Genomic DNA, 25,030 nt, shown 5'->3' with positions numbered 1-25,030 from the left:
CAGCTCATCCACTCAAGAGGATTGGCAATGCAGCGACACATCCTGACCAGTTCGATCCATCAAGCTCTGCTCGCCATCTCCGGCATCGCCTGTATGGCTACCGGATTCGCCCTTCACGCCCAGGACGCCACACCCTCTGCCGGTGCCGCGCAAACCCAGGCGCCGGCGCAGGCACCGACCCAGCAGAACAAGGATTCGAGCAAGAAAGACGACAAGACGCCTCCCAAGGACGTCAAGGACCTCAGTGCAGTCAGCGTTACCGGCCAGCTCGCCGCCATTCGCCGCGCCCAGGCCATCAAGCAGGACGCGGTCAACGTCGTCGATTCGATTTCGGCGGAAGAGACTGGCAAATTCCCTGATCCGAACGTTGCCGATGCGCTCCAACGCGTGCCGGGCGTGTCGGTGAATCGCAGCGGCGGCGAATCCAGCCAGATCGCGATTCGCGGCTTCGGCCCCGAGTTCGTCGCCGTAACAATCAACGATCGCCCCATGGCCACCGCCTCGGGCTCGCGCGCCTTCAACTTCGACGTGCTTCCTTCGGAAATCATCAGCGTTGCGCAGGTCAACAAGACCTCGTCCGCGGACATTCCCGAAGTCGACATCGGCGGCGTGGTCAACATCCAGACCGCGCGCCCGCTGGACTTCCACGGCATTCACGGCGCATGGAGTGCTGCTGCCGTCAACAGCAACCTGACCGGCGACTGGGCCGGTGGCGACACCACGCCCAAGGCGTCGGGCGTGTTTGGCTGGACCAACTCGGACAACACGTTTGGCTGGCTGGCTTCGGCCACCTACTACAAGCGCAAGGACACCCAGCTCAACACCCAGGCCAACTCCTGGTACGTCAACCAGAACATCACCACCTCCAGCGGCGCCACCGTCAACGGTGTCGCGGTACCGGAGACGCTCGCCACCAACGTCCTTGACGAAACGCGCACCCGCAAGGGCGTCAGCGCCGCCATCGACTGGAAGCCGATCGACCGGCTGACGGTGCAGTTCGACACCTTGTACTCCAGCTATAAGGTGGATCCGCTGGAGCACGAGTTCGGCGAGTACGGCAACACCGGCGACATCCAGTCCATTACGACGGACTCCAACGGCACGGCGCTCAACTTTGTGCGCAACAGCTCGGGCCCCAATGTCATGGCGAACGATTACGTCATGTCCTATGCCCCGACCTACGAAAAGAGCGTGCAGAACGGCCTTAACCTTGGTTTCGATATCAATCAGTCGACCAAGCTCAGCCTGGACATCTCCAATTCCAAGGCATGGAACAAGGTCAGCGCCGACGGCTACTTCCTGGTGATCGGCGCGAAGAACTTCGGCACCAATCCCACCTGGACCAATGGCGGAACCAGCCAGCCGCCCAGCTATTCCAACATCCTCTCCACCACCGACATGGGCAACCTCGCGGCGCACTGCTGCAATGCCGGCTCGGGCAACAATGTCACCAACTCGATCAACAACTACGAGCTCAAGCTGAGCAAGAGCTTCCAGGATGGCGTGCTCTCCCAGCTGGAGTTTGGTGGGCAGTTCACCAAGAACTGGGTGAAGTCCGACAGCTGGAGCACGCCCAACAGCCTGCTCTGCAACGCCTACTGCGGTTATCAGGTCAGCGTGCCGGCCGATGCCGTCGGCGCTTATGTCTACACCGCACCCAAGAAGGTCAGCGGCGTCTCTTCGCCCGGCGCGCCGTCACAGTGGATCCAGTACGACCCGCGCGCCTACCTGGCCTGGCTCACCACGCCGGCGGCGTACAACCAGATCACCGATCCCGCCAAGCGTGCCGCCTTCCTGCAGGGACTGGCAGCCAACGGCGGCACGCTGGATCCGGTGCCCAACCCGGGCAGCTACAACAAGGTCAGCGAAGACGCCAAATCGTTCTTCGCCAAGGCGGTGTTCGAAGGCACCATGTGGGAGAAGCCCTGGGCGCTGGATGTCGGCGTGCGCTATCTGGACCTCACTTCCACGTCCACCGCCGTCAACCAGCCCCCGATCGCTTATTACGTCGACCCCAACGACACCAGCAACGGCCAGGTGACCTATGGCCCGCTGGCGCCACAGTCGGCCGATGGCGGCTATCACAAGTGGCTGCCGTCGATGAACTTCAAGCTGAGCATCCTCGACAACCTGATCTACCGCCTCTCGCTTTCCAAGACGCTGACGCCGCCTGAACTGAGCAACCTCTACTACGACAAGAGCTTCGGCACGCGACCGAACTCGTTGACCATCTCGCAGGGTAACCCGCAGCTGCAGCCGTATACGTCGCGCAACTTCGATACGGGCCTGGAGTGGTATATCGACGATGCCAGCTATATCGCTGTCGAAGGGTTCTACAAGAAGGTCAGCAACTTCAGCACGCTGATCAGCACGCCGGTGAACTTCCTGACCAACGAGAACACGGGCCAGCCCTTCGTCTGGACGCTCACCCAGCCGGTGAACCTCAATTCGTCCGACATCTATGGCGAAGAAGTCACCGTCAACTACCAGTTCACGCATCTGCTGCCCGAACCGTTCAACGGCCTGGGCATGGCGTTCAACTACACCCATGTATCCAGCAGCACGTCGCTGAGTCCCGGCCTTATTTCCACCACCGGCAAGTTCGCCGTGCCCGGTATTGGCGACACGGCCAACCTGAGCGGGTACTACGAAAAAGGCCCGTGGCAGGTGCGCCTGGCCTACAACTGGCGCGGCTCGTACCTGGAAAGCATCTCCTACGGCTCGGGCGCCCAGCCCGCCACGCGCAAGTCGTATGGCCAGCTGGACCTGAGTGCAAGCTACGACGTCAACAAGTACCTGTCGGTGTTTCTGTCGGGCACCAACCTGACGCACCAGCACCTTTACGACTACTCGGTCTACACCAACCGCTTCCTGTACGCCGAAGCGGACGGCACGGTGTACACCGTCGGGTTGCGCGGCACCTTCTGATGTCCCCACGAAGCAGGCGCAGCCTGGTGGCCATGGGGCCACCAGTGCTGCGACTTCTTCCCTCACGACTCAAGCCGGAACAGGCTGCACACAAAGCGGGGCTCGGCACGCCCGCTTCGCCAACGGACGATGCCATCTGCTCTTTGCCTTCGGCATCGCCGCACACATGGAGATCCTTGATGAACGGCCCTCTGTCCACTGTTGTCCGCACCGCCCTACTTTCCTCGCTTGTCCTTGCAGGGGCGGCCATTGCCCAGACACCTCCCGCCGCGGGCAGCTCCACGCCCTTGCCGCAAATGGGCTTCAACAACTGGAACTCCACGCACTGCCGCGCGGAGTTCAACGAGACCATGATTCGCGGGGTGATCGACACGTTCGTCAAGCTGGGCCTGCGCGATGCCGGCTACCGCCAGATGAACCTCGACGACTGCTGGGCCAACTGGAAGCGCGACGCCAAGGGCAACCTCACGGCCAATGAAAAGCGCTTCCCCAGCGGCATCAAGGCACTGTCCGACTACGCACACTCCAAGGGCTTCCTGTTTGGCCTGTACTCCAGCGCAGGTACGTCCACCTGCGAACCACTGGAGGAGAACCGCGGCTTCCCGGGCGGCCTCGGTCATGAAAAGCAGGATGCCGCCTTCTTCGCCTCGGTGGGTGCCGATTACCTGAAGTACGACAATTGCCACAACGAGAAGCTTGATGCGAAGAAGCGCTACAGCGACATGGGCGAGGCGCTGCGCGCCACCGGTCGACCAATCTTCTACAGCGTCTGCGAATGGGGCGAGAACAAGCCCTGGCTGTGGGCCAGCGACCCGGCGATTGGCGCAAGCTCGTGGCGCACGACGGGCGACATCAGCGACAACTACGCATCCATGCTGAAGATCTTCAAAGAGAACGTGGTGCTCGACGCCTATGCCAAGCCCGGCCACTGGAATGACCCGGACATGCTGGAGGTGGGCAACGGCGGCATGACCAACGTGGAATATCGTTCGCACTTCAGCCTGTGGGCCATCATGGCCTCTCCCCTGCTCATTGGCACGGACGTCCGCAAGATCAAGCACGACGACCTGGAGATCCTGCTCAACAAGGACGTGATCGCCGTGGACCAGGATGCGCTGGGCGTGCAGGGCAAGCAGGTGCGCGACGCCGATGGCATCCACGTCATCGTCAAGCCGCTCAAGGATGGAAGTCGCGCCGTGGCTGTCTTCAACGAAGGCGACGCCGCGAAGAAGGTACAAGTCACCAGCCAGGAGCTGGGCCTGAAGGCATCCACGAACTACCGGATGCGCGACCTGTGGCAACACAGCGAAGCCCAGGGTGACGGCTCGATCAAGGTCGATCTGCCCGCACATGCCACGGTGATGTACCGCATCACGGCAGCATGATGGCGCTTGCCTTGGCGCCACTGGCCAGGCAGTAAACCAAAGGGGACGCCAACGATGTTGGCGTCCCCTTTGACCATGCGAACCACGGACAGACACTCTCTCCGGGCACAAAGCCCGGAAGTCGACTAGCGTGTAGCGGAGGCAGGGCGACGGGCGCGCTTTGCCGGAACGCTTGAGGCTTTGCTGCGCGCCTTTTTCGCAGGCACGTCGCGCGCCTGGTCTGCGGCGATCAGCAGACTGGCTTCCTGCACGATCGCCTTCATCGCCGCACTGGCGCGCGCTGCGTTCCCGGCCTTGATGGCATTGAATACACGCCGGTGTGCCGAAACGCTCGCCGTGTGTCCCTTGATGCGGTTGGTCTGCCGGATGGAGATTTTCAGCGCCGTGGTGATCAGCTCATCGAGCTGCGCGTAAAAAGGATTGCCGGTCGCCCTCAGCACGGACACATGGAAAGCGACGTCGGCCTCAAGGTGGTCGTCATCACCGTTCTCTGCATCGACCATCCGCTGAAGCCCTTGTTCGATGGCTTGCAAAGCCCTCGGCGTGGCCTGCTTCGCGGCAAGCGCAGCCGCCTCAGGCTCCAGGCCGAGGCGCATCTCGGTGAAGTGGCGCAAGAGGTCATGGGAAAACTTCTTCTCGAGCATCCAGCGCAGTACATCCGGATCGAGCAGACTCCAGCATTCCTGCGGTTGCGCGATGATGCCGCTACGCGGCCTGGCGGTAAGCATGCCCTTGGCCGTGAGCATTTTCACGGCCTCGCGCGTCACGCTGCGGCTGGTGCTGAACAGTCGCGAGATTTCTGCTTCCGTAGGGAAATTGCCCGCCTCGAATTTCCCGCTGACGATGGCTTGCCCCAACGACTCCAGCACCTGCTCCGTCAGGGTCAGGCGGCGGGTCCGCCGCGGTCGTTCAAGCATCGGGTTGTTGTCCATGCGGACGAGGCTAACAACGTGATTCACTCTTTACAATCAGTGCCCTTGAAACGCTCCCAAGGTCCTGCCCCACGCCCGCCCGGCGATGCGAGAGCCATACCGTGGCGATGTGGCAATCATCGCCGCCGCGCCACTTCATCGGCACTCAGCGCACCCTGCTGGTTACCGAAATGGCTTACGACGTAGTTGGACAAGGCCGCGATCTCGGCATCGGAATAGGCATGACCGAACGCCGGCATGAAGGCCTCCTGGCCACCCACGCGCAATGACGAGCCGTTGATGATGATCTGCGTGAGGTTGGTGGCGTGCGGATCTCGCACCGAGCGCAGGCCGGTGAGCATGGCGTAGTCAGTTTGGCGCCCCTGGCCACCCTGCGTGTGGCAGCCGGCGCAGGCACCGACGAACAGCTGCTCACCAAGGCTTGCCGTGCCGGCAGCGGACGCCACCGTGGCACCCATGGGCGACGGCACCGGCGCGCCAGCCTGCTGGGGTTTCACGTCACGCAGATAGGTAACGAGTGCGGACAGGTCGGAAGGGGTGAGGTGCTGCAGGCTGTATCCCACCACCTCGCCCATCGGGCCGGAAGCCGTGCCGCGACCGGCAGCATGACCCTTGGAAAAGTAGTCGGTCAGCTCCTGGTCGCTCCACGCGCCAATACCGTGATCCTTGTCCGAGGTGATGTTGTAGGCCATCCAGCCCTGCAGTTCCGCACCGGCCAGAGCCTTGCCGCCATCCATCGCAAAAGCGGCGTTGCGCGGTGTATGGCATTCGCCGCAATGGCCCAGCGCCGTGGCCAGGTACGCGCCGCGATTCCACGCTTCCGACTTGCCCTGCTCCGGCTGGAAGCGCTCCTTCTTGAGGAAGACCGCATTCCACAGGCTCAGCGCCCAGCGCTGGTTGTATGGGAACGACAGCTCGTTGGGACGCGCTGCCGCATGTACCGTCGGCAGGCTGAAGAGGTATGCCTTGATCGCCACGATGTCCTCGCGGCTCAGCCCGGTGTACGAGGTGTACGGGAAGGCGGGATAGAGCGGACGCCCTCCCTTGTCCACGCCGGCATGCAGTGCGCGGACAAACTCATCGTCACTCCAGCTGCCGATGCCGGTCTCCTGGTCAGCGGTGATGTTGGAGGAATAGATCGTGCCGAATGGCAACTTGAAGGCCACGCCACCGGCGAACGGCTCCCCGCCCGGCGTGGTGTGGCAAGCCTCGCAATCGGCGGCGCGGGCCAGGTATTCGCCGCGCGCCACCTGTGCCGGAAGATCCGCAGGCGTACCCGCGCCCACGGGTTGCGCAGCCTGCTCGTTGCCACCATGCGTCACGGTCATCAGGGCATACGCCGTGAAGACCACACCGACCAGTACGACGATGCCGACGACACCACCCATGACGCGCCCGATCTTCATGTCGTACTCCCCGGCGGTGACGTGGGCGAGGTGGCGGACAGCACGGCCTTGAGCGCCTCCTTGTCCTTGGCCAGCGCGGTGCGATCGATGGGAAGCGTCCTCAGGCGCACGCCGGTGGCGGCAAAGATCGCATTGGTCAGGCTGGGCATGGCCATCACCGTTCCGGTTTCACCGATGCCGCCGGGCAATGCCTGGCTGGGCACCAGATGCACTTCGATCGGTGGCGTCTGGTTGATCCTGAGCACGCGGTAGTCGTTGAAGTTGCGCTGCTCGACGGCTCCTTGCTTCAACGTGACGCCGCTGTAGAGCGCCGCGCTCCAGCCGAACACCAGCCCGCCCTGGATCTGCGCCTCGACGGTGTTGGGGTTGACCACCATGCCGCAATCGACCACGGCCACGGCACGGCGCAGCGACACCTCACCCTGCGGGGAAACCTCTACATCGGTCACCACGCACAGATAGCTGCCGAATGGCGCGGCCAGCGCGATGCCGCGCCCGTGGCGCGCCGGCAATTCCCCCTTGCCCCAGCCGGACTTCTCGATGGCCATCTCCAGCACGGCCTTCGCCCTCGGGTTGTCGCCCAGGATGTCGTGCCGATACGCGGCCGGATCCTTGCCGGCGGCGTGCGCGAGTTCATCGACAAAACTTTCCACCACGAACACATTGTGCGTGGGCCCCACGCCGCGCCACCAGCCGATGGGAATGCCATGCGGCATGTCGTGCCGTACCCAATCCACGCGCAGGTTGGGCACTTCGTAAGGGAGCTCCGCGGCGCATTCCACCAGGTCGGAATCCAGCCCGTTCTTGCCCATGGCTGCCGGCGCGAAGGTCGCCAGCACCGAAGCACCGGTGGTGCGATCCGTCCAGGCCTGCGGGCGGCCCTGATCGTCGAGCGTGGCGGAGATGCGATCGTAATAGGCGGGACGATAGCGGTCCTGGGTGACATCTTCCTCGCGGGTCCAGATGACCTTCACGGGATAGTCCACCTGCCGCGCGATGCCCACCGCCTGCCCGACGGAATCCTCGAACAGGCGCCTGCCGAAACCGCCACCCAGATACTGGTTGTGCACCTGGATGCGCTCCGGCGGCAGGCCGGTGACCCTGGCGGCCACGTCGGCGCAACGCGCCGGCACCTGCGTGCCGACCCAGATGTCGCATCCATCCGGACGCACATGCACCGTGGTGTTGATCGGCTCCATGGTGGCATGTGCCAGCAAGGGCAGCTGGTAGGTGGCGGAAATCACCTTGCCCTTCACCTTGTCCACCTGCCCGACTTCGCGCCCCAGGATGGGCGTACCGTGCTCGGACGCCTCCGCCATGTCCTTGAACAGCTGCTCGGTGGTGTAGTCGGCGCCCGCACCGCGATTCCACTGGATGACCAGCGCCTCCATGCCCTTCTTCGCCGCCCAGAAATGTTCGGCGATGACGGCAACGGCGTTGTCCAGCTTCACCACCTTCAGCACGCCGGGCACCGCATGGGCGCGCGTTTCGTCCACGGACGCCAGTGTTCCACCAAAGGTCGGGCAGGCCTGCACGGTCGCCACCTTCATGCCGGGAACGCGGATATCGATGCCGAACGTCAGCGTGCCATCGACTTTCCCCGCCGTGTCCACGCGACGCACCGGCTTGCCGATGAGCTGGAAATCCTTGGGATCTTTCACCGGCGGCTTGGCCGGGGGCGCCACGCTCGCCGCGGCATCGGCAAGCTCGCCGTAATGCAGCGAGCGGCCGGTAGCCGCATGCGTGACCACGCCGCGCGCCACGGTGCACTGCGCCGGATCCACCTTCCATCGTTGCGCCGCCGCCGTCACCAGCATCGAGCGCGCCACCGCGCCGGCATCACGCAGGCTGGTCCAGCAGAAGCGGATGGTGGTGGATCCACCGGTGGCCTGATCGCCCAACAAGGTATTGGCGTAGAGCTTGCGATTGGCCGGGGCGTGCTCCACGGTGATCTGGTCCAGCCCGACATCCAGCTCCTCGGCAAGCAGGGTCGCCTGCCCGGTATAGGCACCCTGCCCCATCTCCACGCATGGCATCACCAGCTGGATGCTGCCATCGCTGCCCACGCGCACGAAGGCATTGGGCTCGAAGCGCGGATGGTCCGCATCGAGGCGCGTGCCCTGGGCGAAGCCCCATACCCGGCTCGCGCCACCCATCCACATGAAGGCCACCACCAGGCCGCCGCGCTTCATCAGCTCGCGACGCGAGGGGTTCTGCAGATCGACTTCGTCCTGGGCAGGATCAACGCGTAGCATCATGACGAACTCTCGGCGGTCGGCAATGAGGGGAACCGCGACAACTCAGGCGATGGTCTGCGGCAGCGTGACCTGCCCCGTGGCAGCCTGCTTGATCGCAGCGCGGATGCGCACATAGGTACCGCAACGACAGAGGTTGCCGGACATGGCCGCATCGATGTCCTCGTCCGTTGGCGAGGGCTTCTGGGCCAACAGCGCGGCCGCCGACATGATCTGTCCGGTCTGGCAATAACCGCACTGCGCCACCTCGATACCCAGCCACGCCTGCTGCACGCGCTTGCCCAGGTCGGTGGCGCTGAGGCCTTCGATGGTGGTGATCTTCTTGCCGGCTGCACCGGTTACCGGAAGTACGCACGAGCGCACGGGCTGGCCATCCAGGTGCACCGTGCAGGCGCCGCATTGCGCCATGCCGCAGCCGAACTTGGTGCCGTTCAGGCCAAGAAGGTCGCGCAACACCCACAGCAAGGGCATGTCGTCGGGCGCATCGACCTGAGTGTCCTGGCCGTTGATGGAAAGCACGATCATGGGGATCTCCCGGGCAACGCAAGCACATTGGCAACCCGCCGCCGGAACGCCATGGACCATGGCCGCTCCGCAGCACTGTCATGAACGAACGAAATCTTCCTCCCGGGCAAAGAAAAGACAAGTGAAGAGACTTTCATGCGGCGAGCCGCCCTGCCCACTGGCGCCCACCCGGTGGCTTGACGGAACATCGACGCCATCCGTTGCTGACTGGATGCCATGAACGTCGCCCAGGAATTCGAGCCGCTATACCGGGCCGCACGCACGCTGGAGCTGCGCGGCGACATCGGTGAGGCCGCGCTGGTCACCATCACCCGCACGCAGGGCTCCACCTTCCGTCGTGCTGGCGCGAGCATGCTGGTGCGTCGCGACGGCAGCCTGGTCTGCGAGCTGTCGGGCGGCTGCCCGCAGCGGGACATCGTGCTGCGTGCGCGCGAGGCCATGGCAACCGGCGAACCGGCTGTGGTCGCGTACGGGCGCAACAGCAATTACGACGTGATGCTGGAAACCGGCTGCGGCGGCGAGCTCGAAGTATTGATCGAACCCTGGCTGCTCTCCGACGACGTGCGATTCCTGGAAGCCATCGAAGCCCTGCGCGTGCAGCGCACGGCCGGCGTGATGGCCACGCTGTACGCCACCGCGGGCCACGCACTGAGCCGGCGCCCGTATCGCCTGGTGTGGGGCAACGACAGTGTCTGGACGAACATCGGCCAGCCTGACCTTGAGCGGCAAATTCTTGCGGTAACAACAACGCAGTCGGCCGCCTTGTCTGTCGCCACGGCCATCCACGTGGAGCACGCCGGACAGCGTCACGAGATACTGCTGGAGACGCTGCATCCACCGCATGCGCTGGTCATCATCGGTGACGGCGTAGGCGCCCATATGCTGGCAGCACTCTCTCTCCAGCTGGGCTGGCATACGACCCTGGTGGGCACCGGCGAGCCAGCCGACCCTGCACCGGCAGGCGTGGAACACGTAGTGGCACTGCCACACGCGCTCACCTCGACCGTGGCGTTCGATCACCAGACCTCTGCCGTGGTGATGACCCACCGACTCGAGCGCGACCTGGCTTACGCCACCTCGTTGATGGGCACCCCCGTGCGCTACATCGGCGTCATTGGCTCCCGTCAGCGCGCCAGCCAGATACGCGCCATTTTCCCGGAGGATGATCGGCTGCACGCCCCCGCCGGCCTGGACGTGGGCTCGGAGACGCCCGCGGAAATCGCCCTCGCCATCGCCGCGGAAATCCTTGCCCTGCGCAACGGACGTCGCGGCGGTCCGCTCGTTCACTCGCAGATGCCCATCCACCCATGAGCACAGGCACTCACATTGGCGCCATCATCCTTGCCGCAGGCAGCGCCACCCGCTATGGCGCACTCAAGCAGGTTATCGCCATCGATGGCGAGCCGATGGTCCGCCGCATCGCTCGCCATGCACTGGCCGCCGGGCTGCATCCGGTGGTCGTGGTGGTGGGCGCCGAAGGCGACCGGGTGATCGATTGCCTGGTCAATCTGGACGTCCATTCCGTGACCAACACCGAATGGTCTGCCGGCATGGGCAGCTCGCTGTCCACCGGCACGCTCTCCCTGATGAGCCAGTCGGCCGCGCTGAACTCGCTGATGGTGTTGCTGGCCGACCAGCCGGCGATCAGCCTCGATGACCTCGAACGCATGCTGACGGCGCATGGCCGGGCACCAGAACGCATCCTTGCCTGCCACCATCAGGGCAACTTCGGGCCACCGTGCATTTTCCCGCTGGCCTACGCGGATGAATTGGCCGCACTGAGCGGTGTGCAGGGCGCCCGCGTGCTGCTGGAAAAATACGCCGCCGTCGTCGATGGCTTCGACCTGCCCTCGGCCTTCCGCGACATCGACACACCGGAAGACTATGCCGATTGGCAATCCATGCGCAGCAAGCCCTCGCCCGGCGATCTCGGTTAAGCAGGCGCCCGACGAATGACTGGCGACACCGGCTACTGACACCAGGTTGTCAGTAGCCCCCCATTAAAAAGCCCGACGCGTCGACCATCACCACAACGACCCGAGGGCCCCATGAACTTTGTCTCGACCCGCATCATCACCACCCACGTCGATCGCCTGGTCCGCTTCTACGAAGCGGTCACGGGCATCACGGCCACCCGCTACACGGAAGACTTCGCCGAACTGGCCACGCCCGCGTGCACGCTGGCCATCGGCAGCACCCGCACGCTGGCCTTGTTTGGCGGCCAACATGTGGCGGAGGCGGCCGCCAATCGCACGACCATCATCGAGTTCCGCGCGGATGACGTCGACGCGACGTACGCCGGCCTGAGCGACCTGCCCGCGGAAAGCCTGGTGCAGCCGCCGACCACCATGCCGTGGGGCAATCGCTCGCTGCTCTTTCGCGACCCCGACGGCAACCTCGTCAACGTCTTCACGCCAGTGACGCCGGAAGCAATCGCCAGACAGCAGCGATGAGGCAACCCGTGCGCTCAGCGTGAAAGCGGCAAGTCAGCGGCATGACAGCGCCGCGACACATCTCTTCTTCACGCCGCATGAGAAAGGCTAAGTGCCTGCGGGACTCCCCATCCCACCCAGCGAGCAGCCGTGGCCACGACCAGCGCATCCAACCCGACTGCATCCACGCGTGAGCCGCTACCGGTGGGCCTGGCCCTGCAGGGTGGCGGTGCACACGGCGCTTTCACCTGGGGCGTACTGGATCGGCTGCTGGAAGAACCCGGGCTGCGCATCGAAGGTATTTCGGGCACCTCCGCCGGCGCCATGAACGCCGCCGTGCTGGCATTGGGTCATGCACGCGGTGGCGCTGAAGGTGCGCAACGGGCACTGGAGGATTTCTGGCGGCGCGTGTCGCGCGCCGCCACCTTCAGCCCATTCCGCCGCACACCGCTGGATATGCTGAGCGGCCGCTGGACACTCGATCACTCGCCGCTGTTCATCGCCTTCGATCTCGGCGCGCGACTGATTTCACCGTATGCACTCAATCCCGGCGGCTACAACCCCCTTGCCGATGTGCTGCGTGAATCGATCGATTTCGACGAACTGGCGCGCACGCCCATCCACCTGTTCGTCACCGCCACCAATGTGCGCACCGGACGCGGACGTGTTTTCAAGAATGCCGAGGTCACCGTAGACGTGCTGCTGGCCTCCGCCTGCCTGCCCACGCTGTTCCAGGCCGTGATGATCGATGGCGAGCCGTACTGGGACGGCGGCTATACCGGCAACCCCACCATCACGCCACTGGTACGCGACTGCGACTCGCGCGACACCATCCTGGTGCAGATCAACCCGGTGGAACGCGAAGGCACGCCACGCCATGCCCGCGAGATCCAGAACCGGCTCAACGAGATTTCATTCAACGCACCGCTGCTGAAAGAGCTGCGCATGATCGCCCTGCTGCACAAGGTGGCCGACGCCGGCGATGGCGAAGGCGCGAAGTGGGCGGGCATGCGCATTCACCGCATCGCCAGCGAGGCGATGGTGGCGCTGGGCTATTCGTCCAAGCTCAACGCGGAATGGGCCTTCTTCCGCATGCTGCGCGATGAAGGCCGGCGTGCCGCACAAGCGTTTCTAGCCGAACAGGCGGACGCCTTGGGCAAGCGCTCGTCGCTCGACCTTGATGAACTGCTGAAGGAGGTATGACGCGATGAGCCTGTTTGGCATTCTGCTGGCCCTGGCACTGCTGGTGTGGCTGACCTACCGCGGCTGGAGCACCTTGCTGCTGGCACCGGCCGCCGCGCTGCTGGCCGCCGCCTTCGCGGGTGGACCGCTGCTGGCGCACTGGACGCAGGTGTTCATGCCCAGCGCTGCCGGTTTCGTGGCGCAGTTCTTTCCGCTGTTCCTGCTCGGCGCACTGTTCGGCAAACTGATGGCCGACAGTGGCTCCGTGACGGCCATCGCCAACCTGCTGACCCGCCGGCTTGGCGCGCAACGCGCCATGCTTGCCGTGGTGCTGGCCGGTGCCATGGTGACCTACGGCGGCGTAAGCCTGTTCGTGGCGTTCTTCGTGGTGGCGCCCATGGCGCTCGCCCTGTTCCGCGCCGCCCATATTCCACGGCGGCTCGCGCCCGCCGCGATCATGCTGGGCACCTCCACGTTCACCATGTCAGCCCTGCCCGGCACGCCCGCCATACAGAATGCGATCCCCATGCCATTCTTCGGCACCACGCCATTCGCGGCACCCGGCCTGGGCATCATCGCCAGCGTGATCATGCTGGTCTTCGGGCTGTGGTGGCTTGCCCGCGCCGAACGCAGTGCGCGCATGGCCGGCGAAGGGTTTGGCGACGCCACCGACGTTCCCGTGGAAGAAGTCGCCGAACAGGAACTGGTGCGCGAGCGTGCATCCGTGGCGCGCGAGTTCGATCCGGCCGAAGCACCACGCGGCAAGCGCAGCAGCACGATACCTTCAACCCCGGTCGCACTGACACCGCTGATCGTGGTGGTGACAGTGAACCTGCTGATGAGCCTGGTGGTACTGCCACGCTGGCACGCCAACTACCTTGCCGAACCGCACTTTGGAGCAACCAGCCTTGCGGCAGTCGGCGGCGTGTGGGCTGTGCTGGTTGCACTGGCCGCCGCCATCGTCTGCGTGCTAGCACTGAACGTACGGCGCCTGCCGTCGCTGCGCGAAACCATGGGTGCGGGAGCCCACGCCGCCGTGCTGCCTGCGCTCAGCGTGGCCAGCCTGGTCGGTTTCGGTTCGGTGGTGGCGGCGCAGCCGGGCTTTGCACTGGTACGCGACTGGGTGCTGTCGATCGAAGGCGGCCCACTGGTGTCGCTGGCCGTGTCCACCAACCTGCTGGCGGCACTGACCGGCTCGGCCTCCGGCGGCATGACCATCGCACTGGAAGCGCTGGGCAGCACGTATCTGGCGATTGCCCAGTCCGCCGGCATCGATCCGGCGCTGCTGCACCGCGTGGCGGTGATGGGCTCGGGCACGCTGGACGTGCTGCCGCACAACGGCGCCGTGGTCACCCTGCTTGCCGTATGCGGCGCCACGCATCGCGACAGTTATCGCGACATCGCGCTGGTCGGCATCGTCGGTCCGATCCTGGCGCTGGTGGCCGTGATCGTGCTGGGTGGCCTGTTGGGTTCCTTCTGAGTCGCCCTGCGCGCAACTCACTCCTCGAAGGGTCGTTTGCCCAGCGCCTCGACGATATGGTCGACGAAGCAGGTGATGCGCGAGGCCAGCGTGGTGTTGCGGTAGTAGACCGCGTTGATCGGCTGGCGCACGTCCAGCGTCTGCCGGGCAAACAGCTGCACCAGGCGCCCGGACTGGCGATCTTCCCGCGTCATGAAATCGGACAGGCACACGATGCCCAGGCCGGCCAGCGCCATCTGGCGCAGGGTTTCGCCGCTGGACGAGGCCACCGTGGGCTTGATGTGGAGCCCGTTGCCATCGGCATCGCGCAGGGGCCAGTCATTGAGGCTTTCCGGCTGATTGAAGCCAAGCAGGTCGTGCTGGTCGAGCTGCGCCAGCTTCGTGGGCGTGCCGCGCCGCTGCAGATAGGCCGGGCTGGCCAGGATGCGCAGGCCGCTGGTGCCGATGGGCCGCGCATGCAGGGTGGAGTCCTTCAGCGGGCCGATGCGGAAGGCCACGTCGGTGCGCTTTTCGATCAGGTCGACGATGCCCTCGTTGGAATTGAGCTCCAGCTCCACCTCCGGGTAGCGCTCGCGAAAACCGGGCACGCGCGGCACGATCACGTGCAGCATGAACGGCGTGGCGGCATCCACGCGCAGGCGCCCCACCGGGCGCAACCGGCGCGCCGCCATCTGTTCTTCGGCTTCGTCCACCGAGGCCAGGATGTCGCGGGCGTACTGCAGAAACGCCGCCCCCTCTTCCGTCAGCTCCAGGCGTCGCGTGGTGCGCCGGAGCAGCGTGGTCTGCAGCTTTTCCTCCAGCCGCCCCAGTGTGCGGCTGGTCGCCGAGATGGTCAGGTCCAGCTGTTCGGCGGCAGCCGTGATGGAGCCGCCATCCACGACGGCCACGAACGCCTGCAGTTCGTCGAGGGTCGTTTTCATTGTTTACCTGAAATCAATAGTATTTGGCTTATACAGGGCTTAATAAGCAAATGTAAAGCCATCAGACTGCGCGCCATTGAATCCCTTCCCTGGATTGCAGTCATGCCTCTTGCCCTGTTTGCCCTGACCCTGGCGGCCTTCGCCATCGGCACCACGGAGTTCGTCATCGTCGGCCTGATTCCGACGATTGCCGGCGACCTCGGCGTCGGCCTTCCCTCCGCCGGCCTGCTGGTCAGCCTGTATGCCCTGGGTGTCGCCGTGGGCGCACCCATTCTCTCTGCCGCCACCGGACGCGTGCCGCGCAAGCCGCTCCTGGTTGGACTGATGGCCTTGTTCACCCTCGGCAACCTGGTGGCCTGGATGGCACCGGGCTATGGCACGCTGATCATCGCGCGCCTGCTGACCGGCCTGGCCCACGGCGTGTTCTTCTCGGTGGGCTCCATCGTGGCCACCAACCTGGTGCCGCGCGACAAGGCAGCCCGCGCCATCGCCACCATGTTCAGCGGCATGACGGTCGCATTCGTCACCGGTATTCCGCTGGGCACCTTCATCGGCCAACACTTCGGATGGCGCATGACCTTCCTGGCCGTGGCTGCCTTCGGCGTGATCGCGCTGATCGGTGCACTGGCACTGGTGCCGAACAACATTCCCAACAGCGAACCCGCGCCGCTGCGTCGCCAGCTTCGCGTGCTGCTGGAGCCCCGCCTGTTGCTGGTGTACGCGATGACGGCCGTGGGTTACGGCGGCTCGCTGATCGCTTTCACCTTTCTCGCGCCCATCCTGGAAAGCATCGCGGGCTTCAAGCCGGACATGGTGGGCGTGGTGCTGCTGGCCTACGGCGTCTCCGTTGCCATTGGCAATGTGTGGGGCGGCCGGCTGGCTGACCAGCGCGGCCCGATTGCGGCACTGAAGATCATCTTCGGCCTGCTCGCTGCCGTGCTGCTGGTGCTCACCTTCACGGCACCGAGCAAGCCGCTGGTGGTGCTGACCGTGCTGGCCTGGGGCGCCGTGGCCTTCGGCAATGTGCCGGCCCTGCAGGTTTACGTGGTGCGCATGGCCGAACAGGTGGCGCCCGAAGCCACCGATGTCGCCGCCGGTTTCAACATCTCCGCTTTCAACCTCGGCGTGGCCGGCGGCTCCTGGGCTGGTGCGCAGGTGGTCAGCCACATCGGCCTGGCGCATACGCCGTGGATCGCCGCACTGGTCACGCTGGGCGCCTTCGGCCTGACCGTGCTGGCCGGCCGCCTCGACAACCGCGACGCAACGCCCCGCCTCGTGCAGGCCTGAACCCCCCCCCCATTTCACTGCAACAAGGATTGATTCCATGAGCATTCCCACCTTTGGCGTCGGCACCTTCCGCCTCACCGGCCAGACCGTCATCGACTCCGTGCGCAATGCGCTGGAACTGGGCTACCGCGCCGTCGATACGGCACAGATCTACGGCAACGAAGCCGAGGTTGGCCAGGCCATCGCTGAAAGCGGCATCCCGCGTGACGAGCTGTTCGTCACCACCAAGATCTGGACGGCCAACTATGCCAAGGACAAGCTGGTGCCGAGCCTGCGCGAGAGCCTGCAGAAACTGCGCACGCCGTATGTCGACCTTACCCTGATCCACTGGCCTGCACCCGGCAATGGCGTGGAGCTCGCCGAATACATGACGGCCCTGGCCGAAGCCAAGGCGCTGGGCCTGACCCGTCAGATCGGCATCTCCAACTTCAACATCGAGCTCACTCGCCAGGCCATTGCCGCCGTGGGCAAGCACGAGATCGCCACCAACCAGATCGAACTCAGTCCCTACCTGCAGAATCCGAAGCTCACGACCTTCCTCAAGGAACAGGGCATCACCGTCACCTCGTACATGACGCTCGCCTACGGCAAGGTGCTGAAGGATCCGGTGCTCGCACAGATCGCCGACAAGCACCACGCCACCGTGGCGCAGGTGGCGTTGGCGTGGGCGCTGCAGCTTGGCTACGCGGTGATCCCGTCGTCCACCAAGCGCGAGAACCTGGCCAGCAACCTGCTTGCCCGCGACCTGCACCTGGATGCTGACGACATGGCGAAAGTCGCTGCGCTCGAGCGCAATGGCCGCGAAGTGAATCCCGAAGGCCTGGCGCCGACCTGGGACTGACCCAACCCCTCTTTCATGTCCATTCGACCGGTGCAGGCGCACCGGTCCCGGAGAACGTCATGTTTGATACCACCGATCCGCTGTTCCAGCCGTACACACTGGGCTCGCTCGAACTGCCCAACCGCATCGTGATGCCGCCGATGACGCGCTCACGCGCAAGCCAGCCCGGGGACATCCCGAACGAACTGATGGCCGAGTACTACGCGCAGCGTGCCGGCGCCGGGCTGATCATCAGCGAAGGCACCTGGATCTCTCCGCTCGGCAAGGGCTATGCGTGGACGCCGGGCATCCACTCGCCGGCGCAGGTCGCCGGCTGGCGCAAGGTCACCAAGGCCGTGCACGACGCGGGCGGACGCATCTTCGCGCAGCTGTGGCATGTGGGTCGCCTCAGCCACACCAGCCTGCTCGACGGCCAGGCACCGGTATCCTCGTCGGCCATCCAGGCCGAGGGCGTCAACGTGTTCGTGGCCGAAAGCAACGGCACCCCCGGCTTCGTACAGGCATCCCGGCCGCGTGCACTCAAGGTGGAAGAAATCCATGCCCTGGTCGACGAATATCGCCAGGCCGCACGCAACGCCATGGCCGCCGGATTCGACGGCGTGGAACTGCATGCCGCCAACGGCTACCTGATCAACCAGTTCATCGACTCCAACGCCAACGATCGCACCGATGCTTACGGCGGCTCACTGGAAAACCGCCTGCGCTTCCTCGGCGAAGTGGCCCAGGCACTGATCGAAGGCACCGGCGACAAGGGTCGCGTGGGCATTCGCCTGGCACCGCTCACCACGCTCAACGGTTGCGAGGATGCCGACCCCGAGACGACCTATACCGCTGCCGCGCAACTGCTGGCCGATATCGGCGTGGCCTACATCCACATCGCCGAGGCCGACTGGGACGATGCACCGCACATGCCCGTCGAGTTCAAGCAGCGCCTGCGCGAGGTTTTCCCAGGCACGCTGATCTATGCCGGTGGCTATACCGCCGAACGCGCCCGCGAAGCGCTGCGTGAAGGCTGGGCCGACCTCATCGGGTTTGGCCGTCCGTTTGTGGCCAACCCCGACCTGCCGGAACGGCTGCGCCAGGGTGAACCACTTACCGCCCACGACCGCAACACGCTCTTCGGCGGCGCCGAGCGCGGCTACACCGATTACCCGGCGTATGCCGCGAACGCGGCCTGAGCCACGCCGGAGCCACACCCATGACCATCCTGAGCACACCCGCCTTCGCCGGCCGCAGCTTTCGTGTCGACTACGACGGCCTGTCCGCACACAACACTTACGCCGATGACGGAAAGTCGGTGCGCTACGCCATCGTCTCGGGCCCTTATAGCGGGGCGAGCGGCGAATCGCCCTGCCAGTGGCGCCAGATTGCCGAAGGCGTGTATGTCATCTCGTGGCAGGAGGCCAATGGCGCCACGGTGGTGCATATCGACGACTTTACCGACGGCCGGTCGCAGGCGTTTTTCACCGCCGCAGACCTGAGTTTCCATCGCATGCGTGGAGCACTGATCGAACTGGGCCCCGTACGCAGCACTTCAGAGAAGCACCCCGCATGAACATCTCCATTCCCACCAGGATCGGGTTCGGCACGGCCCCGCTGGGCAACATGTACCGCAACATCCCCGAGCAGGAAGCCCTCGACACGGTCGAGGCTGCCTGGCAACAAGGCATCCGTTACTTCGACGCCGCGCCGATGTACGGCGCCGGCCTCGCCGAGCTGCGACTGGGCCACGCGCTGCAACACCATCCGCGCGATGAGTACGTGCTGAGCACCAAGGTTGGCCGCATCATCCTCGATGAAGTGGAAGACCCCGCCAGCCGCGACTTCGGCGAGAAAGGCGGACTGTTTGAACACGGCCTGCCCAACAAGATCGTCTACGACTACAGCGCCGACGGCACGCTGCGCGCGGTGGAAGCCAGCCTGAAACGCCTGAAGACCGATCGCCTGGACATCGTGTGGATCCACGACCCGGCCAGGGACTTCCACGGCGATGCATGGAAGGACGTGTTCCATACCGCCATGACCGGTGCCGCGACAGCCCTCACACGCCTGCGCGACGAAGGCGTGATCAAGGCCTGGGGCCTGGGCGTGAACCGCGTGGAGCCGTGCGTGATGGCCCTGCAGCAGTCCGACCCCGACGGCTTCCTGATCGCCGGCCGCTACACCCTGCTCGACCACGCCGATGCCCTGCAGGAACTGATGCCGGCCAGCGCAAAGCGCGGCGCCCGCATCGTGGTTGGCGGCCCATACAACTCCGGCATCCTGGCTGGCGGCGAGCACTATGAATACCAGAAGGCCACGCCGGAGATCCTTGCCCGCGTCGAGCACCTTCGCGCTTTGTCGGCACAGCATGGGGTAGACATCCGCGCAGCCGCGCTGCAGTTTTCACTGGCGCATCCGGTGGTGGCCGCCGTTATTCCCGGCGCCAGTCGTCCCAGCCGGATCGCCGAGAACCTTGCACTGGCCGAGGCAACGATTCCTGTGTCGTTCTGGCAGGCGTTGCGCGAACAGGGGCTGGTGTCCCCGCACGCTCCGCTACCCGACGAGATCTGACAGGAGTTCGTGATGAAACCCAGAGCAGCCTTGCTGGCACTCGCCATCGGTGCCTTCGGCATCGGTACCACGGAGTTCACGCCCATGGGGCTACTGCCCGTGATCGCCAAGGGCGTCGGCGTCAACATTCCCACGGCCGGCATGCTCATCACCGCGTACGCCGTAGGCGTCATGGTAGGCGCGCCGGTGATGACCCTGCTGCTCAGCCGGTTTCGCAAGCGCACGGCACTGATGTTGCTGATGAGCATTTTCACCGTGGGCAACCTGCTCTCGTCCATCGCGCCCAACTACACCACGCTGTTGCTGTCGCGACTGGTCACCAGCCTCAACCACGGCGCGTTCTTCGGACTCGGCGCCGTGGTCGCGGCCAGCCTGGTACCCAAGGAGAAACAGGCCAGCGCGGTGGCCGCCATGTTCATGGGCCTGACCATCGCGAACATCGGCGGCGTGCCCGCGGCAACATGGATAGGCCAGCAGCTGGGCTGGCGACAGGCGTTTGCGGGAACGGCTGCGCTGGGCGTGCTCGCCATCATCGCGCTGCGCCTTGCCCTGCCCGCCTGCGAACGCGGCACGCCACCGAACCTGGGACGGGAGCTGAAGGCCATCCTTCATCCGGCCGTGCTGCTGGCGATGGGCACCACCGTGCTCGGCGCGGGCGCCATGTTCACGCTGTACACCTATGTGGCGCCGGTACTGAGCGACCTCACCGGCGCATCGGACATGTTCATCGCGCTATCGCTGTCCCTGATCGGCATCGGCTTCACCATCGGCAACGTGGTGGGTGGACGGCTGGCAGACTGGTCGCTGGATGGCGCCACCAAGCTGCTGCTCGCCGCGCTGGCGGTCATCATGGTGATACTGCCATTGGCATTCACCACGCATGTCACCGCAGCCATCGGCCTGCTGGTGTGGGGCGCCGCCACCTTCGCCGTGGTGCCACCGCTGCAGATGCGCGTGATGCAGGCCGCCACCGACGCACCGGGACTGGCGTCGTCAATCAACGTCGGCGCCTTCAATCTTGGCAATGCGCTGGGTGCCGCACTGGGCGGCGGCGTCATCAGCCTGGGGCTGGGTTATGCAGCCGTGCCCATCGCCGGAGCATTGCTGGCGGCATCCGGCCTCGCGCTCGCGTGGCTGGGGCATGCGCGCAAGCAGGCCGTGCAGGTCTCGTGAGGTCCGGCGCGCCGGTAGAACGGCGCGCCACGATATCCCTTGCGCCATCGCGCATCGTTGACGGCAGCGACGACAGAACCCGACTGGCAGCTCCCGTCACTTCGTCGCCACGTCGGGCGGCGCATCTCCGTGTCGCATCAGTGCGGCCGCAGCCAGCACCGGCGGCACCGCGAAGCACCACATGGAGCCAAAGGCGTAACACACCGCTCCACCGGCACAGCCGATGGCAAAGGCCAGCACGGCCACGCCCATTTTCTTCAGCCGCGCGTCTAGCGCGCTCTTTTGATCAACCGGCACACCGCGCAGTCGATCACCCACGTCCAGCATCATCTGCGTGGTGGTGCCCGTCATCAGCGTGGAAGGCGGCGCACTGCCCAGATGCACGCGATGCAAGGCGTTCTGGATCGCCATGGCACCCACCAGGATCATCCCGGTCAGGGTCGACGACCAGCTGTCCACACGCGGGAACGGCCCGTAATGCAGGGCGAGCAGCATCGCCACCACGAAGAGGACCAGCTTGATCGTCAGCAGCGACCGCACCACGGGCAGGTCACGCGCCATGAGCTGGTAACGCAGCAGGCGTGCACCAATCACGAACAGGCAGAACACCGGCAAGGCAAGCAGCTTGGCCACCACGCCCGACGCCCCGGATACCAGCGCCGCACCAATGGTGACGAAGTTGCCCGTCACATGCGCCGTGAACAGGCCATGCAGTGCGAGGAAGCCAGCCGTATCGACGTAACCGGCCATGACACTGAGGATGGTCGGCAACCAGGTTTTTTCAGCCATGCGAATGCAATCCTTCCGGGCCCGACCCGGTTGCGTGTGGCGTTACCACATGAATTTCCCTTCGACGCCGACGTAATCGCCATCGCGACCGCCAGCATCGCGTATGGCATGACCGGCGTTGTAATGCACAGCTTCCACCGCTCCGGTGAAGTTGGCGTTGAAGGCGTAATCGGCACGCACCTGCGCGTAGACACCTGTCCAGCGCCCGCCTTTCCCTGCCGTGCCGGGCAAGGGAATATTGGGTTGCACGTAGACCGCGTCGGCCGTGGTCTGGCGCCACTGAAAACCCACCGCGCCCATCAGCGTGAGTTTCGACACGGGTTTCACCGTCACGCTCGGCTTGAGGTGGATCAGGTTGGTGTAACCCGTGAAGCCGGCCAGCGTGAAGTAATAGCCGTTGGGAAAGAGCGGATTGAAGGTACCCAGCTTGTCATCGCCCGGATGACGGTCACCGGATGCCCCATCCACTTGCAGGCCAAGCCGCGGAAGCCAGTGCATGTCCCAGGTGTAGCCGATACGCGCGCCTGCGCCCCACGCATCGATGTCCTTGCTGCCGACATGGCCGCGCTGCAGCATGCCTTCCGCGTCCCAGTCGACACCGGCCTGACTGCCGGCGAAGCGCACGTCATAGACATCACGATGCTCGCTGCCTGTGGCATCGAGGTAACGCGCGTTGTCGCGGGCATACAGCGAGTAGTACGCCGACAGCTCGTCCTTGCCCCACACCAGGCGTTCCACGCGCAAGGTGTCGAAACGGAAATGTCGGTTCGACGTGTCATCGAACGGATGCAGATCCGAGTACTGCACGGGCTGGCTGACGAAGGCGATGAAGCGCCACTTGCCGGTTTCCCAATCCACCCACGCGGCATCAAACGACTGGCGCACATTCGGGCCATCACGCAGCGACACGAAGCGCTGCAGGTCGAAGGCGAAATCCTGTCGCCCCACGCGCGCCTTGAAGGTGCCCGCATCGAACGTGCGCACATAGGCGAGGAAGGCCAGGCGCAGGTCCCACGGATTGCGGTCGGCTCCGCCGATCACCTGCTTGTTGACCGTGCGGGCATCCTCCACCTGCACGAAGGCCTGCCAGTAGTGGGCGAAATGCAGGTCCGCATGCAGCTGGAAACGCTGCAATAGATAGCTGTCGTTCGGAACGTGGCCGATGCCGAAGCTCGCCGCGTCCGACATCTCCACCCGTTCGCGCAGGTTCACGCCAAACGACAGATACGTTCCCGGGTCGCCGGCACTCAACGCGATGTATTTGAGCGCATCACCCCCTTGCGTGCGCAGGGCAGGATCGGTCAGCACCGACCAATCTTCCTGCCAACGATTGCTGCGAACGGCAGGACGCGCGGTAGCGTCCTGCACGGAAGCAGCCAGGGTCGAATCGGCCGACGCATCCTGCTGCGCATGCAGGGGCATCGCGCCCGCCGCAAGGACGGCGCCGAGTACGCCGGCCATGGTCATTTGGCGCCTCACGCCAGCATTCCACTACTCATGGCCCGCATCTCATGGACCGAAGGGCCTGAGCCCTTCGTCCCTGCATGTCGACTCAATGGCTCGCGCTGGCGTGAATCTCCGCCACGTAACCGCCCGGGAACTCCACAACGGCCGACTCGCGGCCTTCGCTGGTATACGGCTCCACGAGCACCCTGACGCCAAGGCCCTTCGCCTTGGTCAGCGTATCGGCGAGGCTGGCCACTTCGTAGCCGGTCATCTCGTGCCCATACGGATACGGCAGGTGGCCATCGGTCACCAATACCGTGACCTTGCCAAAGGTGGATTCGAGGCGGATGCGTCGATAGGTATCACCGTTACGGCCGATTTCCACGCCCGGCGCCCTGGCCTCATCGGAAACCACCTTGCCATGAGAGAACGCCATGAAACTCTTCACGAAGGCATCCGCACGATCCGGCGACACATACACGCGGTTTTCGGGAACGGTCTGGAAAGCAGCGTAGTTCGGCGGCGTGGTATGCCAGTACAACTGCATGTTCACACCACCCGGCCACTGCACCACGGCATCACGGCCGATGGGATCGGGGAACGGCTGCACGATCACGTCGGCACCGGCAGCGCGTGCTGCCTTGATCGCCACGTCCATGTCCGTCACCAGGTAACCGGTGCGCTCGCCGCCGAACGGATGGGGAATGGGCGTGCGGAAACCGAACAACGATACGGTACCCACCGGCGTCTGCAGCAGCTGGGTACTGGTGCTGCTGGGCGTCGGCGTGACGGTGGCAATGCCCTGCTTCGTGCTCTGCCCGCCAAAGGTGCCCACGAAAGAGGCAACGAAGCGATCGACATCGGCAGGCGCCACGTAGACGTGCGTGGTGTCGTACTGCGCGCCCACGGCGACCATCGGCGTGACGACCTCCTTGGCCAGCACGGGCACGGAGGACAGCGCGGAGGCGGTGCCGATGGCGAAAGCCAATATTGCAGAGGTCGTACGCATGGGGATGCTCCTTGTGGATGTCATGATGCGGCCGGTGTCGACGAGCCTGCACCCAGGCTGCGCAGATCCTGCCACGCCACCAGCAGGAATCCGCCCACCAGGCCAAGGTGTTCGAAGAAGCCGTTTTCCAGCGCGAAGCGCTCGGCGGCCGGCGCTGACCAGAACCGGTTGGCGAGGAACGTGGCAGCCAGCGTGAAGGCGGCAAGCAACAAGGCACCCAGCCAGCGGCAGCGACCCGTAAGGATGGCCAGCGACGCGCCAAGCTCCAGGGCGATCACCGCTGCCGCGACGGGCGCGGCCGGATGCAGCCCGAAGTGCGCGGTCTCAGCCACGGCTCCGCCGAAGTCGAGGGCTTTCTGCAGGCCACCCTGCAGATACGCCGCGCACAGACCCAGCAATGCCAGCCAGTGAGCCACCGGTGTGGCGAAGGGCCAGGCCCAGCGCACTGCAAGCGACGGCGACCGCTCCTGTTGCGATGCCACGGCCG

The 25,030-nt window shown here is 65.1% G+C and carries 22 protein-coding genes; 13 read left to right on the top strand and 9 right to left on the bottom strand.

What is annotated here, in order from left to right; genetic code table 11:
* Positions 1 to 27 precede the first annotated feature (27 nt).
* Both H8F01_RS19620 and H8F01_RS19615 read left to right on the top strand, forming a co-directional pair.
* On the top strand, positions 28 to 2,928 hold the full coding sequence (locus H8F01_RS19620) for a TonB-dependent receptor (RefSeq protein ID WP_187056698.1): 2,901 nt from the start codon (positions 28 to 30) through the stop codon (positions 2,926 to 2,928).
* 179 nt (positions 2,929 to 3,107) lie between these two features.
* Complete coding sequence (locus tag H8F01_RS19615) at positions 3,108 to 4,313, top strand: alpha-amylase family protein (RefSeq protein ID WP_187056697.1); 1,206 nt, start codon at positions 3,108 to 3,110, stop codon at positions 4,311 to 4,313.
* Positions 4,314 to 4,438: 125 nt separating this feature from the next.
* On the opposite strand, the gene H8F01_RS19610 is transcribed toward H8F01_RS19615, so the two are convergent.
* From H8F01_RS19610 to H8F01_RS19595, 4 genes are all read right to left on the bottom strand, one after another.
* Complete coding sequence (locus tag H8F01_RS19610; protein WP_222615683.1) at positions 4,439 to 5,245, bottom strand: FadR/GntR family transcriptional regulator; 807 nt, start codon at positions 5,243 to 5,245, stop codon at positions 4,439 to 4,441.
* A gap of 116 nt (positions 5,246 to 5,361) precedes the next feature.
* Positions 5,362 to 6,651 carry a c-type cytochrome gene (locus H8F01_RS19605; RefSeq protein ID WP_187056696.1) on the bottom strand — a complete coding sequence of 430 codons (1,290 nt, stop codon included), beginning with the start codon at positions 6,649 to 6,651 and terminating at the stop codon, positions 5,362 to 5,364.
* Positions 6,648 to 8,909, bottom strand: coding sequence for a xanthine dehydrogenase family protein molybdopterin-binding subunit (locus H8F01_RS19600; RefSeq protein ID WP_187056695.1), 2,262 nt, complete (start codon positions 8,907 to 8,909; stop codon positions 6,648 to 6,650). The genes H8F01_RS19605 and H8F01_RS19600 overlap by 4 nt, the downstream gene beginning before the upstream one ends.
* A 42-nt stretch (positions 8,910 to 8,951) precedes the next feature.
* Complete coding sequence (locus tag H8F01_RS19595; protein ID WP_187056694.1) at positions 8,952 to 9,431, bottom strand: (2Fe-2S)-binding protein; 480 nt, start codon at positions 9,429 to 9,431, stop codon at positions 8,952 to 8,954.
* 216 nt (positions 9,432 to 9,647) lie between these two features.
* On the opposite strand from H8F01_RS19595, the gene H8F01_RS19590 reads away from it, so the two are divergent.
* From H8F01_RS19590 to H8F01_RS19570, 5 genes are all read left to right on the top strand, one after another.
* Complete coding sequence (locus H8F01_RS19590) at positions 9,648 to 10,742, top strand: XdhC family protein (RefSeq protein ID WP_187056693.1); 1,095 nt, start codon at positions 9,648 to 9,650, stop codon at positions 10,740 to 10,742.
* Positions 10,739 to 11,368: a nucleotidyltransferase family protein gene (locus H8F01_RS19585; protein WP_187056692.1), complete on the top strand. Its 630-nt coding sequence runs from the start codon at positions 10,739 to 10,741 to the stop codon at positions 11,366 to 11,368. Before H8F01_RS19590 ends, H8F01_RS19585 begins: the two co-directional genes overlap by 4 nt.
* Positions 11,369 to 11,479: 111 nt before the next feature.
* Complete coding sequence (locus tag H8F01_RS19580) at positions 11,480 to 11,884, top strand: VOC family protein (protein WP_187056691.1); 405 nt, start codon at positions 11,480 to 11,482, stop codon at positions 11,882 to 11,884.
* A 129-nt stretch (positions 11,885 to 12,013) separates the two neighbouring features.
* Positions 12,014 to 13,066 carry a patatin-like phospholipase family protein gene (locus H8F01_RS19575; RefSeq protein ID WP_187056690.1) on the top strand — a complete coding sequence of 351 codons (1,053 nt, stop codon included), beginning with the start codon at positions 12,014 to 12,016 and terminating at the stop codon, positions 13,064 to 13,066.
* Positions 13,067 to 13,070: 4 nt separating this feature from the next.
* Positions 13,071 to 14,525 carry a GntP family permease gene (locus tag H8F01_RS19570; RefSeq protein ID WP_187056689.1) on the top strand — a complete coding sequence of 485 codons (1,455 nt, stop codon included), beginning with the start codon at positions 13,071 to 13,073 and terminating at the stop codon, positions 14,523 to 14,525.
* A 17-nt stretch (positions 14,526 to 14,542) separates the two neighbouring features.
* On the opposite strand, the gene H8F01_RS19565 is transcribed toward H8F01_RS19570, so the two are convergent.
* A complete protein-coding gene (locus H8F01_RS19565; protein WP_187056688.1) occupies positions 14,543 to 15,445 on the bottom strand; it encodes a LysR substrate-binding domain-containing protein in 903 nt (300 codons plus the stop codon).
* 102 nt (positions 15,446 to 15,547) lie between these two features.
* On the opposite strand from H8F01_RS19565, the gene H8F01_RS19560 reads away from it, so the two are divergent.
* From H8F01_RS19560 to H8F01_RS19535, 6 genes are read left to right on the top strand one after another with little or no spacing between them, the layout of a single operon-like run.
* Complete coding sequence (locus H8F01_RS19560) at positions 15,548 to 16,732, top strand: MFS transporter (RefSeq protein ID WP_187056687.1); 1,185 nt, start codon at positions 15,548 to 15,550, stop codon at positions 16,730 to 16,732.
* Between the two features lie 37 nt (positions 16,733 to 16,769).
* Positions 16,770 to 17,573, top strand: coding sequence for a 2,5-didehydrogluconate reductase DkgB (gene dkgB / locus H8F01_RS19555; protein WP_187056686.1), 804 nt, complete (start codon positions 16,770 to 16,772; stop codon positions 17,571 to 17,573).
* A 59-nt stretch (positions 17,574 to 17,632) separates the two neighbouring features.
* The gene (locus H8F01_RS19550; protein WP_187056685.1) at positions 17,633 to 18,751 is read left to right on the top strand and encodes an alkene reductase; all 1,119 of its coding nucleotides are present in this window, start codon (positions 17,633 to 17,635) and stop codon (positions 18,749 to 18,751) included.
* 20 nt (positions 18,752 to 18,771) lie between these two features.
* Positions 18,772 to 19,128 carry a MoaF-related domain-containing protein gene (locus tag H8F01_RS19545; RefSeq protein ID WP_187056684.1) on the top strand — a complete coding sequence of 119 codons (357 nt, stop codon included), beginning with the start codon at positions 18,772 to 18,774 and terminating at the stop codon, positions 19,126 to 19,128.
* Positions 19,125 to 20,126 (top strand): aldo/keto reductase, encoded by a 1,002-nt coding sequence (locus tag H8F01_RS19540; protein WP_187056683.1) that lies wholly within the window; start codon positions 19,125 to 19,127, stop codon positions 20,124 to 20,126. The genes H8F01_RS19545 and H8F01_RS19540 overlap by 4 nt, the downstream gene beginning before the upstream one ends.
* A 12-nt stretch (positions 20,127 to 20,138) precedes the next feature.
* Complete coding sequence (locus H8F01_RS19535) at positions 20,139 to 21,299, top strand: MFS transporter (protein ID WP_187056682.1); 1,161 nt, start codon at positions 20,139 to 20,141, stop codon at positions 21,297 to 21,299.
* Between the two features lie 96 nt (positions 21,300 to 21,395).
* On the opposite strand, the gene H8F01_RS19530 is transcribed toward H8F01_RS19535, so the two are convergent.
* The 4 genes from H8F01_RS19530 to H8F01_RS19515 all read right to left on the bottom strand — a co-directional run bounded on the left by H8F01_RS19530 (position 21,396) and on the right by H8F01_RS19515 (position 25,025).
* Entirely contained in the window at positions 21,396 to 22,088 is a 693-nt protein-coding gene (locus tag H8F01_RS19530; protein WP_187056681.1) for a YoaK family protein, read from the bottom strand.
* 42 nt (positions 22,089 to 22,130) lie between these two features.
* Positions 22,131 to 23,567, bottom strand: a complete 1,437-nt coding sequence (locus tag H8F01_RS19525) for an alginate export family protein (RefSeq protein WP_238481062.1) — start codon at positions 23,565 to 23,567, stop codon at positions 22,131 to 22,133.
* A gap of 73 nt (positions 23,568 to 23,640) precedes the next feature.
* Positions 23,641 to 24,543, bottom strand: a complete 903-nt coding sequence (locus tag H8F01_RS19520) for a glyoxalase (protein ID WP_187056680.1) — start codon at positions 24,541 to 24,543, stop codon at positions 23,641 to 23,643.
* A 20-nt stretch (positions 24,544 to 24,563) separates the two neighbouring features.
* On the bottom strand, positions 24,564 to 25,025 hold the full coding sequence (locus tag H8F01_RS19515) for a DoxX family protein (protein ID WP_222615682.1): 462 nt from the start codon (positions 25,023 to 25,025) through the stop codon (positions 24,564 to 24,566).
* Positions 25,026 to 25,030: the final 5 nt, after the last annotated feature.

This window comes from Dyella telluris, assembly GCF_014297575.1.
Lineage (GTDB): Bacteria > Pseudomonadota > Gammaproteobacteria > Xanthomonadales > Rhodanobacteraceae > Dyella > Dyella telluris.
Note: the sequence above shows the minus strand (reverse complement) of the source record. Positions and strands in the feature narration are given on the sequence as shown.

Bases quoted from the DNA above. Each gene is read 5' to 3' on its own strand.
- H8F01_RS19620 (WP_187056698.1), top strand. From the start codon at position 28: ATGCAGCGACACATCCTGACCAGTTCGATCCATCAAGCTCTGCTCGCC.
- H8F01_RS19615 (WP_187056697.1), top strand. From the start codon at position 3,108: ATGAACGGCCCTCTGTCCACTGTTGTCCGCACCGCCCTACTTTCCTCG.
- H8F01_RS19610 (WP_222615683.1), bottom strand. From the start codon at position 5,245: ATGGACAACAACCCGATGCTTGAACGACCGCGGCGGACCCGCCGCCTG.
- H8F01_RS19605 (WP_187056696.1), bottom strand. From the start codon at position 6,651: ATGAAGATCGGGCGCGTCATGGGTGGTGTCGTCGGCATCGTCGTACTG.
- H8F01_RS19600 (WP_187056695.1), bottom strand. From the start codon at position 8,909: ATGATGCTACGCGTTGATCCTGCCCAGGACGAAGTCGATCTGCAGAAC.
- H8F01_RS19595 (WP_187056694.1), bottom strand. From the start codon at position 9,431: ATGATCGTGCTTTCCATCAACGGCCAGGACACTCAGGTCGATGCGCCC.
- H8F01_RS19590 (WP_187056693.1), top strand. From the start codon at position 9,648: ATGAACGTCGCCCAGGAATTCGAGCCGCTATACCGGGCCGCACGCACG.
- H8F01_RS19585 (WP_187056692.1), top strand. From the start codon at position 10,739: ATGAGCACAGGCACTCACATTGGCGCCATCATCCTTGCCGCAGGCAGC.
- H8F01_RS19580 (WP_187056691.1), top strand. From the start codon at position 11,480: ATGAACTTTGTCTCGACCCGCATCATCACCACCCACGTCGATCGCCTG.
- H8F01_RS19570 (WP_187056689.1), top strand. From the start codon at position 13,071: ATGAGCCTGTTTGGCATTCTGCTGGCCCTGGCACTGCTGGTGTGGCTG.
- H8F01_RS19565 (WP_187056688.1), bottom strand. From the start codon at position 15,445: ATGAAAACGACCCTCGACGAACTGCAGGCGTTCGTGGCCGTCGTGGAT.
- H8F01_RS19560 (WP_187056687.1), top strand. From the start codon at position 15,548: ATGCCTCTTGCCCTGTTTGCCCTGACCCTGGCGGCCTTCGCCATCGGC.
- dkgB (WP_187056686.1), top strand. From the start codon at position 16,770: ATGAGCATTCCCACCTTTGGCGTCGGCACCTTCCGCCTCACCGGCCAG.
- H8F01_RS19550 (WP_187056685.1), top strand. From the start codon at position 17,633: ATGTTTGATACCACCGATCCGCTGTTCCAGCCGTACACACTGGGCTCG.
- H8F01_RS19545 (WP_187056684.1), top strand. From the start codon at position 18,772: ATGACCATCCTGAGCACACCCGCCTTCGCCGGCCGCAGCTTTCGTGTC.
- H8F01_RS19540 (WP_187056683.1), top strand. From the start codon at position 19,125: ATGAACATCTCCATTCCCACCAGGATCGGGTTCGGCACGGCCCCGCTG.
- H8F01_RS19535 (WP_187056682.1), top strand. From the start codon at position 20,139: ATGAAACCCAGAGCAGCCTTGCTGGCACTCGCCATCGGTGCCTTCGGC.
- H8F01_RS19530 (WP_187056681.1), bottom strand. From the start codon at position 22,088: ATGGCTGAAAAAACCTGGTTGCCGACCATCCTCAGTGTCATGGCCGGT.
- H8F01_RS19520 (WP_187056680.1), bottom strand. From the start codon at position 24,543: ATGCGTACGACCTCTGCAATATTGGCTTTCGCCATCGGCACCGCCTCC.